This window comes from Bacillus sp. FSL M8-0277, assembly GCF_037975305.1.
GTDB lineage: Bacteria > Bacillota > Bacilli > Bacillales > Bacillaceae > Bacillus > Bacillus pumilus.
Genome location: NZ_CP150255.1, coordinates 2,026,778 through 2,039,876, shown reverse-complemented (window position 1 = coordinate 2,039,876; position 13,099 = coordinate 2,026,778). Strand labels below are relative to the sequence as shown.

Genomic DNA, 13,099 nt, shown 5'->3' with positions numbered 1-13,099 from the left:
TTATCTCAACTCCAATTTTTGTCCTGGCTCAGGGAATATCTTACCAGGATTCATAATATTGTTCGGGTCCCATGCTTTTTTTATACGTTTCATCATATCAAGTCCAACTGCACCGAGTTCCATTTCCATAAACGGTGCTTTCATCGTTCCAATCCCATGCTCACCTGAAAGTGTCCCACCAAGCTCAACAGCAGCCGTAAAAATTTCTGCAACAGCTTGTTCAACACGAATCATTTCTTCCTGATCTGTTTTATCACAAATAATATTCGGATGAAGATTACCATCACCAGCATGACCAAACACAACAAGGTGAATACCGTATTTATCACGTATGTTCAGTAATCTTTCACACATTTCAGGTATTTTACTTCGAGGGACGGTAGCATCCTCAGAGATTTTAGTTGGCTTAATCCGTGCGATGGCTGGTGATACAAGCTTACGAGCTTTCCAAAGCTCTGTTTCTTCGGCTTTATTCTTTGGAATTGTTACTTCTCTCGCCCCTACAGTACGGCATAATACAGCCGCTTGTTCCATTTCTTCTTTCAGAGAGAGGGGGTGGCCGTCAAGTTCAATTAATATAAGTGCTGCTGCGTCAGTGGGTAAACCAAGAGGTTCAAAATTCTCGACTGCTACAATAGAAGACTGATCCATTAGCTCCATTTTAGATGGCAAAATACCGGAAGAAAGAATTTTGGAAATGGCACTTCCAGCATCAACAAGGTTATCAAAAATGGCCATGATGGTCCCACTGGCCTGTGGTTTAGGAATGAGTCTCAATATTGCTTTTGTTATAATACCAAGTGTTCCTTCTGAACCCACAATGAGTTTCGTTAAATCGTAACCGGTAACATTCTTTACTGTTTTACCGCCGGTTTTGATGATTTCTCCTTCCGGGGTAATGATTTCAAGACCAATGACATAATCTTTTGTCACGCCATACTTCAGTCCTCTTGGGCCACCTGAATTTTCTGCTAAATTACCAGCAATCGTAGAAACGTGAGAACTGCTTGGATCCGGTGGATACATGAGTCCTTTTTGTTCGGCAGCTTTATGAATGTCTGATGTCAACACACCTGGAGAAACAATTGCAATAAGATCTTCTTCATGAATTTCAAGCAAATCGTTCATAATAGATAAATCTATGACAATCCCTCCTTTAACAGGAAGAGGACCTCCACTTAGGCTCGTTGCCTGACCTCGTGGGCAAACAGGTATTTTTTCGCAATTAGCAAACTTCACAAGGGAGGCTAATTCGTCTACGCTTTTAGTCTGAATGACGATATCGGGTAAATAGGTTCCAAAAGAACCATCGAATGAATAACTAAAACGATCACTTTCATCTATGAGTATTCTCCCCGTTTTTATGATTGCTTCGATGTTCTCTATATGATAATCGGTCACTACTTTCATTTAATCCTCATCCTCTCGTTTTGCTATAAAGTGTAATCTTTTATAAACAAGCTTATTTTCTCTTCTGCATTTTTCAAATGAATCATAGACAGAACTTTAGCTAACTCAGGCTCTTCTGCTTCGATTGCAAGCAAAATATCTCGATGTTCTTTGTAGACAGCTTCTCTTTTAAGTTTTAACTCTGTATTTGGGCGAAGAGTAATTTGTAATGTTTTTTCATAAAGGGAAGCTAGGTTATTTTGTGTTTGAATCATAATAGGATTTTGTGTAGCTAAAGTAATAGAGTTATGAAAATCTATATCTTCCTTTCTAGCAGTTGTAGTATTCTCGATTGATTTTTTCTCCCATTCGTCTAATATTCTTTTCATGTTTTCAAGTTGTTTTGGCGTGCGACGGAGGGCAGCTAAGTAAGCAACTTCAGGCTCTAGCACTTTTCTCATTTCAAAGAGATATTTAATATTGTCAATATCATCAGTTTCGATATGAATTCTTTGAAGTAATGTTGAATTGGCAGAATCTTCTACGTAACTTCCCCCACCTTGACGTGAATAAATGACACCTGCAGCACGAAGCATGCTTAATGCTTCTCGAATTGGAACTCTGCTTACTCCAAATTGTTCAGTTAGTTCCATTTCGGTTGGCAGCTTTGAACCTGGAGGAAACTCTCCATTTTCAATCATAGTTAATAATTTACGAGCAATTATCTGCGAAACTTTTTCTTTTTGAGACACGATACCATCCTCCATAAAATTTTAATTTGTATGATGAATTTTAAATTTTAAATTTACAAAACGTTCATTTATGTATAAAATGATAAACAAACTTACTAGGTTTTGCAATAGTTGTAATACAAATTTTCAAATTGCGACAATTTAAGCATTGCTTTCAATGTTTTCGAACTGAAATGAAAGCACTTACAAATCTGAATATTTTAAAGTTCGTGGCTTACTCCACTTTATATATATTGAAGTTCATCATTTCAATACTTACACGCTTTTATACATTAGGAGGAATGGGTATGAACAATGCAGTTTCATTAGAAAAGCAAACAACTCGAAAAGTCACTAGACGACTCGTACCATTTTTAATTATTCTCTATATTGTTGCGTTCCTTGATAGGGCAAATTTAGGTTATGCTGCTTTAGAAATGAATCAAGCATTAGGACTAACGAGTCAGATGTTTGGAATTGCTTCTGGTATCTTCTTTATAAGTTATTTTTTGTGTGAAGTGCCGAGTAATATCATGTTAGAGAAGTTCGGAGCAAAAAAATGGATTGCACGAATTCTTATAACTTGGGGGATTGTAGTTGTTTTAACTGGATTCGTTCAAAATGCTACACATTTGTATATTTTACGTTTTGTACTCGGTGCATTAGAAGCGGGATTCTTTCCGGGAGTTATTTTGTATTTAACTTATTGGTTTAGAGCAAAAGAGAGAGCAAAAACAATTGCTATGTTTATGACAGCTATTGCTATTTCGTACATTATTGGGGCTCCACTTTCTACATGGATTATGGATAACATCCAATGGATGGGGCTTGATGGATGGCGTTGGATGTTCGTTCTTGAAGGCGTACCAGCTGTTATTTTAGGGATTGTGACGTTATTTTATTTAACGAATAGACCAGACCAAGCAAAATGGCTTTCGAGCGAGGAGAAACAATGGTTAATAGCTGAATTGGAGAAAGAAAGAGTAGAAAAAGCAAAGGTAGATGCTGACAAAAAACTAGTTGGACACAAACAAACCTTAACTAATCCACGAGTATGGTATCTAGCAATAATTTACTTTATGTTTAACATTGGTATATATGGTGTAGGCTTTTGGCTACCTCAAATTATTAAATCTCTTTCGGAAGTCCTAACTAATGTGCAAATTGGATTACTTACAATGATTCCTTATATCGCAGGAGCCATTGTAATGAATATCTGGTCTCGTCGTTCTGACCGTTCAGGAGAGAGACGTATTCATGCGGCTATTCCGTTGATTGTGGGCTCATTAGGACTGTTTGCATCTGGAATGACCTCAAATCCGTTTCTTTCAATTGCATTTATGGTTATAGCTGTATCAGGCATGTACAGTTTCTATGGGCCTTTTTGGTCTTTGGCAACTCAATTTTTAAGTACTTCAGCTGCTGCTGTAGGAATTGCTGTTATTAATTCAATTGGAAATTTAAGTGGATTCGTTGGACCTTATGGTATTGGGATGATTCAAGATGCCACAGGAAATGTAAGTGTTGCATTGTTCTTCTTAAGTGGATCTTTGCTAGTAGCTAGCGCTCTGTTGTTTGCAATGCGAAAAAGCCAATTAAAAGTTTCACAAGATAATTCACATATCTCAACAAATCAATAATCTTTTCGTTTGATTCAAGTTCAATAGATTTGAAGAATGAGTTTTACTAAACTCAAAATGATTACTTATGGGGAGTTGTTAACAATGTCTTTAATGCCATACACATATTTTATGCCCACGCGAGTAGAATGTGGCAACGGAATTTCAAATAAAACGGGAGAAATGATTAGTGAATTAGGGATTAAGAGAGTACTGATCGTTACAGATAAAGGTATACGTTCAGCTAATCTTTTAGAAGGGATTGAGAAGTCACTTCAGGCTGTTCATTTGGAATATGAAATATATGATGAGATAGAGCCAAATCCATCAGATGATACGATTCATAAAGGAACAAACTGTCTTAAACAGCATAAAAGCGAGGCTGTATTAGCTGTCGGTGGTGGTAGTAGCATCGATACAGCGAAGGGGATAGCCGCAATGGCTACTAACCCTGGTCATATCTTTGATTATGAAGGGGTAGGAAAAATCACCATACCGCCTCTACCTATCATAGCCATTCCCACTACAGCAGGAACAGGAAGCGAAGTAACAGCCTCGACCGTTGTTACGAATAAAGATACATTATTTAAATTGGCAGTGATTAGTCCGAAGTTATTTCCAATTTTAGCTATATTAGACCCTGCTCTTACATTGCATCTCCCACAAGGGATTACAGCAGCAACAGGGATGGATGCGCTAACACACGCGATAGAATCATATACATCTAAATCTGCTAGTCCTGTTAGTCAAGGATTTGCTATACAGGCTATAAAAATGATTGGTGAAAATTTAACTAAGACTTATTTTGTTGGAACAGATATAGAAAGCAGGGAGAAAATGCTTGTTGGCTCAATGATAGCAGGGGTGGCATTTTCTCAATCACTTTTGGGAAATGTCCATGCCATATCTCATACGTTTGGTGGAGTTTTTAATATTCCTCATGGTATTGCAAATGCTGCATTATTGCCGTTCGTAATGAAATATAATTTACCAGCGTGTGCAGAACAGTATAAAGATATCGCAATTGCTTTAGGAGTAGATGTTAGCGGATTATCTACTCGATTGGCAGCAGAAAAAGCAATTGAAATTGTTATCCAAATGAATCAGTCGATGAATATCCCTCTTAATATAAAAGATTTGGGTGTTTCACTTGATTATTTACCAAAATTAGTAACCGATTCGATGAGAAGTGGTAATGTATTAAGAAACCCTAGACTGACAAAGGCTGAAGATATTCACTTGATTATTGAAAAAGCATATTATGGTGCGTTAGATGAGATGTAATCTACAAAAGATTGCAAGTGTAATGACAAACTAGACGCCTGAAATTTAGATTTTATATCAGTGCTTGAAGATAATTTATTTAAGGGGGAATTTTTTTGTTAAAAGTCAATTCTTTAGTTGAATTAGAGAAATTAAAAATGTATGTCAATGGTGAATGGACAGCTGCATTAGATGGAAAAACATTTTCAATAACAAACCCATCAACTGGTCAAATTATTGCTCAAGCTCCAAAAGGGGGGCATCAAGAGACAAAGCTGGCGATTGAAGCTGCAGATCATGCTTTTAAATCCTGGTCCAAATTAACGGCAAACGAACGTGCTCACTATTTACTGAAGTTGTATGATCTTATGCATGAATATCAAGATCAATTAGCAGAAATCATCAGTTTGGAAATGGGAAAACCTTTTACGGAGGCAAAAGGAGAAGTAGCTTTTGCAGCTAGTTATTTACAATGGTTTGCTGAAGAAGGAAGAAGGATTTATGGAGAAACGATTCCTGCTTCTGCTGTTAACAAAAGGTTAATGGTTATCCGCCAGCCAATTGGTGTCGTTGCAGCAATTACTCCATGGAATTTCCCTTTAGCCATGATGACTAGAAAAGTAGGTCCTGCGATGGCAGCTGGGTGTACATCTGTCGTGAAACCAGCTGGACAATCTCCTATTAGTGCGATTGCGTTTGGAAAATTGGTAGAAATGGCAGGAGTGCCAAAAGGAGTTGTAAACATCGTAACAGGTGCTTCAGGCCCAATTTCTGATGAAATTTTTGAAAACCCAACAGTTAGAAAGATTTCATTTACAGGATCTACTGAGGTTGGGAAATTATTAGTGACCAAGTCTGCTGCACAATTGAAGCGGTTGTCATTGGAACTTGGTGGACATGCACCATTTATTGTTTTTGAAGATGCTGATTTAGAAGCTGCTGCTACAGGTGCGGTTGAAAGTAAATTTAGAAATACAGGGCAAACGTGCGTATGTGCAAATCGAATCTATGTCCAAAGCTCTGTTATAGATAAGTTTTCAGAACTTTTTGTAGAAAAAGTGAAAGCTCTTAAAGTTGGGAATAGTATTGATCCAAGTGTACAAGTTGGACCCTTGGTAAGTCCCGAAAGTTTAGAGAAAGTGGAAGAGCATGTAAATGATGCTGTTTCTAAAGGAGCTCGCCTTCTTTATGGCGGACAACGCCTTAAAGGTGAATTGTCTGAGGGGTTGTTTTATGAACCTACCATTTTGGGTGAAGTAAATTCAAACATGCTTATTACGAGTGAGGAAACATTTGGGCCAGTTGCTCCAATTATTCCATTCGAGACAGAAGAAGAAGTCGTTCGATATGCAAATTCGACAGAATATGGTTTAGCTGCGTATTTCTATACAGAAAATTTTAGTCGATCCGTCAGAGTTTCTGAAGCTCTAGAATTCGGGATTATTGGTATGAACGATGCAGTTCCTGCAGTTGCTCAAGCTCCATTTGGAGGAATTAAAGAGAGTGGAATGGGGCGTGAAGGCGGACATCAAGGGCTGGACGAATACTTAGAAGAAAAATATATTTCCATGGGTATTAAATAAAAAATGGTGTAATGACGAATAATAAAAAAACATTGTAACGATCAATATTCAAGATACTTCTGAGAAATTCTTATGAATGATAGTGAAAATGTTAGCAAAATAAATGAGGAAATTGCAATAGGAACTGAGCAGGCTGCTGCGCGTGTGAAGCAGACGGTGGTTTCAGCAGATCAATCGAGTAATGCGCTACAAACAGTTACAAAGAGTACGGATCAGTTGGCAGTAACCTCTAATAAATTAGAGGAAAGAAGTCAAACTCTTTAATGGATGATATCCGAAAGAGTTCTCCTGTTTTCGGATAATAAAGTTCTTTGATTGTAACCGTATTTAAGATCATAATGATCTTAAATACGGTTTTTTATTGTGAACATGGCAAAAAGAACGAGTAGGCAAACAGAAGAGAAAATTACACGATAAGTGTAGCTTTGAAATTTAGGATAAGGGGCGCAACTTAATTATCCTTATACACATACATGAAATATCAGTTCGTAGACTCTGCCAAATTGTCTCACCTGTTCAAACTTTTGGAAACAACTGTTCAGCTGGTTGCAATTGTTTATTTGCTTCATACCGTTCTCGGACCAGATGTTTTTAACAACGAGTGTTCCAGTTTTTCTCTCCCCGATAATATCGGCTCGTCCAATGAAACTCTCGCCATATAATAGAGGCAGTACAGCGTACAACAGCAACAATACGAGCTTCGTGTCATAGCTGACGGAGAACCTCTTTGAGTTGTGCTACATGATACTCTGCCTCATCGGGATCAAGAAAGCGCAACAAGGCATTTAAAAGAGCTCAGAACGGTTGATTTTGAGCATACCAGTTAAAAAAGTATTGAGCTCTCGAAATATGTTGAGCTCGAAAAAGAATAATTCGTCTACTTCGGAAAGCTGGACAATGAAATTATTGCCCGGGAAAGCGCAAAACATGACAACGTTCGGCTCTCGGCCGAAAATAAAAATTGTTTAGCACTTTTATTGTAGAAAAGTCATGAATCCTGTAAAATAACGTTAGATATTGAATGAGGAGCGTAGAGCATGTATAAAGGTCTTTTCTACTTGTTTTTTCTTGTTGTCATTTTGGTCGCATTTGTGTTTTCAAACTATAAGGATGTTTTCCTTGCAAACTTTTAAAATAGGTTAATGCATTAGTACATGTACACCTCTTAATTCATACATTGTTAATGTAAGAAAATTAAGGAGAGGGGAATGCTACATGTACCATCATCATCATCATTGCCAACCGAATGTTACACAGCCAATTGTTCATCCGACGAATCATTGCTGTACACACAGTGATTCAACAACAATTGTGCCGCATATCCATCCGCAACATGTGACAAATGTACACCATCAAAATTTCAAACATGTTCACTACTTCCCGCATACGTTTTCTCAGGTGGACCCAGCAACACATCAACACTTTAACTGCGGTGGACCTTGCTGTAACAGATAAAGTGAACTGGGACTTTTATAAGTCCCTTTTTTTAAAAGCAGGTGAAAAAATGAAAATTATTGCTGTCACAGGGTACAAGCCATTTGAGCTTGGGATATTCAAACAAGACGAGCCTGCACTTCAATACATAAAAGCGGAGCTTCAAAAAAGGCTGACAGCTTTAATTGAAGATGGCCTCGAGTGGGTTCTCATATCAGGCCAGCTAGGGGCAGAAATCTGGACGGCCGAAGTAGTATTTGAGCTTCAAGAGGAGTATCCAGCGTTAAAACTTGCCGTCATTACGCCATTTTATGAACAGGAAGAGCGCTGGAATGAACAAAACAAAGAGTTGTATGAAGGAATTCTTGCACAGGCTGATTTTGTAGAAAGTGTCACGCATAGACCGTATGAAAGTCCGGCACAATTTAAACAAAAGAACCGTTTTTTTATTGAAAAAACAGATGGACTCCTCGCCCTTTATGATCCGGAGCATGATGGCTCGCCAAAGTACATGATCAAAGAAGCGGAAAACTATACCGATTACCCCATTATGTACATCACAATGGATGATTTGAGAGCGCAAGTTGAGGCGGAAGATCCGTTTTTTGACTAAAAGCAAGAGAAAATTTGACAACGTCACGTATTTCTGAAAAAATATACTATGAATTCACGATATGAGGTGAAAAAGATGCTTGCTGATAAAGTAAAGCTTTCTGCAAAAGAAATTTTAGAAAAAGAATTTAAAACAGGTGTCAGAGGATACAAACAAGAAGAAGTCGATAAATTTTTAGATATGGTCATTAAAGACTATGAGTCCTTCAACCAAGAAATCGAAAAGCTTCAACAAGAAAACCTCCATTTGTCTAAACAGCTTGAGGAAGCCGTTGAGCAAGGGAAAAGACAGCCTGCACAGTCTAATACAACAAACTCTGATATTTTAAAAAGACTATCTAACCTTGAGAAACACGTTTTCGGCAGCAAACTTTATGATTGAGCCTTGCTGAAAAAAGCTTGTGCCTGATGTCATTGTCGTTTATAATAACGCTTGTTGATTAACGTTCGGGTAATCGCTGCAATGCTTTTAGACATTGCAGAGGAAAGTCCATGCTCGCACGGTGCTGAGATGCCCGTAGTGTTCGTGCCTGGCGAAAAAATAAGCCAGGGCAGCCTGGGAAAGGCTGACGGCAGGAAAAATGCCTACGTCCTTTTAGGATATGGCAAAGTATCCTTGAAAGTGCCACAGTGACGAAGTCTCACTAGAAATGGTGAGAGTGGAACGCGGTAAACCCCTCGAGCGAGAAACCCAAACTTGGTAGGGGAACTTTCTCAAAGGAACCAAACGGAGAGAAGGACAGAGAATTCTGTAGATAGATGATTACCACCTGAGTACGAGGCATTTGCCGTTTGCAGTACAATGGAACAAAACATGGCTTACAGAACGTTATATCCGTTATGATAAACATGATGAAAACAAAGCTCTCCTATTTCAACATATGGAGAGCTTTTATCTTGGAATACATAAAAGGACGAGAAAACAGGTGATAAATCAATGAAAACCTATACACTTATCGCAACGGCTCCAATGGGAATTGAAGCGATTGTTGCAAAAGAAGTAAGAGACCTTGGCTATGACTGCACAGTAGACAACGGAAAAGTGATTTTCGAAGGAGACGCTCTTGCGATTTGTCGTGCGAACCTTTGGCTGCGTACAGCAGACCGCATAAAGGTACAAGTTGCTGAATTTTCGGCAAAAACCTTCGATGAGCTGTTTGAACGCACAAAGGCGATTGACTGGGCCTCTTTTTTACCGAAAAACAGCACGTTCCCAGTCATCGGTAAATCTGTGAAATCACAGCTTGCCAGTGTGCCGGATTGCCAGCGTATCGTCAAAAAGGCAATTGCGCAAAAGCTCATATCCTCTTACAACATACAGTCTGAATGGCTTGAAGAAACAGGACCTGAGTATAAAATTGAGGTTGCCCTTTTAAAAGATAAAGCTGTGCTCACGCTTGATACATCTGGTGTAGGTCTTCATAAACGGGGGTACCGCATGGATCAAGGCGGAGCACCTATTAAAGAAACCCTTGCGGCTGCACTCGTGCTATTAACGAACTGGACACCTGACCGTCCGTTTGTTGATCCTTTCTGCGGATCAGGAACAATCGCCATTGAAGCGGCCATGATTGGGCAAAACATTGCCCCAGGATTTAACCGGGAATTTGCGTCTGAGTCATGGGAATGGATTGGTGAAGATGTATGGAACAAAGCGCGTCACGAAGTGGAAGAAAAAGCAAACTATGATCAGCCGCTCCACATTATTGCAAGTGATATCGACCACCGGATGATAGACATTGCAAAAATGAATGCAGAAGAAGCGGGACTAAGTGAATTGATTGAGTTTAAACAAATGCAAGTGAAAGACTTTCAAACAAAAGAAGATTACGGTGTGATTGTCGGAAATCCGCCTTACGGAGAACGACTCAGTGATAAACCAGCGGTTGAAAAAATGTATCAAGGAATGGGCGAAGCATTTAAAATCCTAGACACATGGTCCATTTACATCTTAACGTCACATGAAAAGTTCGAAGAGTGCTTTGGTAGAAAAGCAACGAAAAAGAGAAAACTGTTTAATGGTTTTATTAAAACAGACTATTACCAATATTGGGGAAAACGCCCGCCTAGAAAACAGACAACTGAATCATAAAAAAATGTCACACCTACAGAAGGTGTGGCTTTTTTTATCCCAGAAAGGTATAAACCTTCACGGGAGGGAATAAACTGAACTTGATTTTAAAAAAAGAGGTGTCTCCATGATACAATATGATCAATTTCAGTTAATCCAAAAAGCACTCGCTTCGACTGCTCAACAAATTGAAGGGCAAGAAGGTGGACAATCTGCTCAGCTCACTGCAGCCATCGAAGATTTAGCGCTTGCTCAGGCTTACATAGAGCGTTCTGAGCACGCATTTTTAATGAAGGAAACCTATCAACATCGTTTGCGGTCATAAAAAAGATTGTCATTCCCCCGCATAAATGTTACTATAGAATGTCTGAATGATTCAAAAGTTGGGGGTTGAAGCAGGTGACAGCATCTCGTTTGCCTTTTTCATTATCAAAAGAACATAATTTTTACGAAGAACTGGGCAACTGGATTGGTGATGTGTTCTATGACATTTTACCAGAAAAGGGCTTTGATCTTCGAGATGAACAAATATTCATGGCTTTTCAACTAGAAAGAGCCTTTAAAGAAAAAAGTGTGATGTTTGCCGAAGCTGGGGTAGGCACAGGCAAAACCATCGTTTATCTATTATTTGCGGTCACATATGCAAGGTATACAGGGAAACCTGCGATTATTGCATGTGCAGACGAAACGTTAATTGAACAGCTAGTGAAACAAGAGGGTGATATCTATAAAATTGCCAATCACCTTGATATTCAAATAGATGCGAGATTAAGTAAATCGCATGATCAATATTTATGCTTAAAGAAATTAGAGAAAACCATGCAGCGTGAAGATGATGAGAAGTGGCTCGATATTTATGAATCGCTTCCTTCATTTGTTCATGAATCACATGGCATGCAAAACTTTTATCCGTATGGTGATCGAAAAGAGTACCCAGAGCTATCCAATGATGAATGGTCACGCATTGGCTATGACTCGTTTCAGGACTGCTTGACGTGCGATATGCGTCATCGCTGTGGTCTTAATTTATCAAGAGATCATTACCGGAAAGCAACAGACCTCATCATCTGTTCTCATGATTTTTATATGGAGCATGTGTGGACGAAGGAATCACGCAAACGTGAGGGTCAGCTTCCGCTGCTTCCAGAACATAGCTCCGTTGTATTTGATGAAGGCCATCTTCTTGAATTTGCCGCACAAAAAGCACTGACATACCGCGTGAAGCAATCAATGCTCGAAACCTTTTTAGAGCGCCTGCTACAAAACGATATACGCGAAGAGTTTGCCGAGCTCGTTGAAGATGCACTTGCTACAAACGATGAGTTCTTTTATCTCTTAAAAACACATGCCAAAGAAATCAAGGGCTCACATCGACTTGAAATTGGACGTGTGGATGAGGTGAAGCGTTCAGCAAGTGAATTGTGTGATTTACTTGAAAAAATCGGAGAAGCACTCGTATTTGAATCAGAGATGTATACAATCGATCAATACGAATTGTCTGTTGTGGAAGAGTACATTGAACAAATGGCGTATTCTCTGTCGCTTTATCAAAAAAATGCGATTAGCTGGCTTGAAAAGCAGGAATTAGATACGACATTTGTTGTGATGCCAAAGACTGTCGCAGAGGTGCTTGGTGAAAAGGTATTCTCGCAAAAAAGACCATACATTTTCTCTTCTGCTACATTGTCTGAAAATCAATCCTTTGATTATTTAGCTGAAAGTCTTGGGATTAAAGATTACTTATCAATGAGTGTCGCTTCGCCGTATGATTACGATGAACAAATGAAGATTTATTTCCACGGGATTCAGCAGCTTCAAGAGCAAGAAGTAAAAGGACAGCAAGTGATCACTCAGCTGAAAGATAATGGAGGACGGTCTCTCATTTTGTTCCCTTCATTTGATGAACTTCATTTCTTTAGAAAGCAGCTTGAGGCATCGAATGAATCACTGCCTTTCGACGTGTACTTTGAGGGAGACGAGGAAATCAGTACAATTGTTCAAAAGTTCCAAGCAGATGAGACGTCTGTGTTATGCTCTGTTCACCTTTGGGAAGGATTAGATATTCCAGGTCAATCATTAACAAATGTGATCATCTGGGGACTTCCTTACCCGCCTCGTGATCCGGTATTTGAGGCGAAACGGAATGAAGCAAAGGATGCTCGTGCTGAAGTCGACCTTCCGTATATGCTGCTGCGCTTACGACAAGGAATTGGGAGACTGATTCGGACAAGCCAAGATGCAGGAACCATTCATATTTACTTTGACCGTAAGGAAGATACAGAGCTTCAAAGTAAAATTGAATCCGTTCTGCCAGTAAAGCCAATCATCACATCTTAAATAACATATGAACGAGAAAAGAGAGGAGGATACCATCTGCGTATCCTCCTTTTTGATTGA

General features: G+C 39.0%; 12 protein-coding genes and 1 other RNA gene. 11 read left to right on the top strand and 2 right to left on the bottom strand.

Annotated features, from left to right (window positions below; translation table 11 throughout):
- Together MKZ05_RS10085 and MKZ05_RS10080 are read right to left on the bottom strand one after the other, a co-directional pair.
- Complete coding sequence (locus tag MKZ05_RS10085; protein ID WP_050943871.1) at nt 1-1,410, bottom strand: FAD-linked oxidase C-terminal domain-containing protein; 1,410 nt, start codon at nt 1,408-1,410, stop codon at nt 1-3.
- 23 nt (nt 1,411-1,433) lie between these two features.
- The gene (locus tag MKZ05_RS10080; RefSeq protein WP_050943872.1) at nt 1,434-2,141 is read right to left on the bottom strand and encodes a FadR/GntR family transcriptional regulator; all 708 of its coding nucleotides are present in this window, start codon (nt 2,139-2,141) and stop codon (nt 1,434-1,436) included.
- A gap of 287 nt (nt 2,142-2,428) precedes the next feature.
- Here MKZ05_RS10080 and MKZ05_RS10075 point away from each other — a divergent pair, with 287 nt between their 5' ends.
- The 11 genes from MKZ05_RS10075 to MKZ05_RS10025 all read left to right on the top strand — a co-directional run bounded on the left by MKZ05_RS10075 (nt 2,429) and on the right by MKZ05_RS10025 (nt 13,039).
- A complete protein-coding gene (locus MKZ05_RS10075; protein ID WP_050943873.1) occupies nt 2,429-3,760 on the top strand; it encodes an MFS transporter in 1,332 nt (443 codons plus the stop codon).
- A gap of 84 nt (nt 3,761-3,844) precedes the next feature.
- Nucleotides 3,845-5,023, top strand: coding sequence for an iron-containing alcohol dehydrogenase (locus MKZ05_RS10070; protein ID WP_050943874.1), 1,179 nt, complete (start codon nt 3,845-3,847; stop codon nt 5,021-5,023).
- A 137-nt stretch (nt 5,024-5,160) separates the two neighbouring features.
- Complete coding sequence (locus MKZ05_RS10065; RefSeq protein ID WP_050943980.1) at nt 5,161-6,585, top strand: NAD-dependent succinate-semialdehyde dehydrogenase; 1,425 nt, start codon at nt 5,161-5,163, stop codon at nt 6,583-6,585.
- Nucleotides 6,586-6,657: 72 nt separating this feature from the next.
- A complete protein-coding gene (locus tag MKZ05_RS10060) occupies nt 6,658-6,849 on the top strand; it encodes a hypothetical protein (protein ID WP_050943875.1) in 192 nt (63 codons plus the stop codon).
- A gap of 951 nt (nt 6,850-7,800) precedes the next feature.
- Nucleotides 7,801-8,040: a spore coat protein CotD gene (gene cotD / locus MKZ05_RS10055; RefSeq protein ID WP_034661015.1), complete on the top strand. Its 240-nt coding sequence runs from the start codon at nt 7,801-7,803 to the stop codon at nt 8,038-8,040.
- A gap of 49 nt (nt 8,041-8,089) precedes the next feature.
- Nucleotides 8,090-8,632 carry a DUF1273 domain-containing protein gene (locus MKZ05_RS10050; protein WP_199800961.1) on the top strand — a complete coding sequence of 181 codons (543 nt, stop codon included), beginning with the start codon at nt 8,090-8,092 and terminating at the stop codon, nt 8,630-8,632.
- Nucleotides 8,633-8,707: 75 nt separating this feature from the next.
- On the top strand, nt 8,708-9,013 hold the full coding sequence (gene gpsB, locus MKZ05_RS10045) for a cell division regulator GpsB (RefSeq protein ID WP_003215578.1): 306 nt from the start codon (nt 8,708-8,710) through the stop codon (nt 9,011-9,013).
- 61 nt (nt 9,014-9,074) lie between these two features.
- An RNA gene (gene rnpB, locus MKZ05_RS10040) (RNase P RNA component class B) lies at nt 9,075-9,458 on the top strand.
- Between the two features lie 110 nt (nt 9,459-9,568).
- A complete protein-coding gene (locus tag MKZ05_RS10035; RefSeq protein ID WP_253622482.1) occupies nt 9,569-10,723 on the top strand; it encodes a class I SAM-dependent RNA methyltransferase in 1,155 nt (384 codons plus the stop codon).
- A 106-nt stretch (nt 10,724-10,829) separates the two neighbouring features.
- Complete coding sequence (locus MKZ05_RS10030; RefSeq protein ID WP_050943878.1) at nt 10,830-11,027, top strand: hypothetical protein; 198 nt, start codon at nt 10,830-10,832, stop codon at nt 11,025-11,027.
- A 74-nt stretch (nt 11,028-11,101) separates the two neighbouring features.
- Nucleotides 11,102-13,039: an ATP-dependent DNA helicase gene (locus MKZ05_RS10025; protein WP_050943879.1), complete on the top strand. Its 1,938-nt coding sequence runs from the start codon at nt 11,102-11,104 to the stop codon at nt 13,037-13,039.
- Nucleotides 13,040-13,099 lie beyond the last annotated feature (60 nt).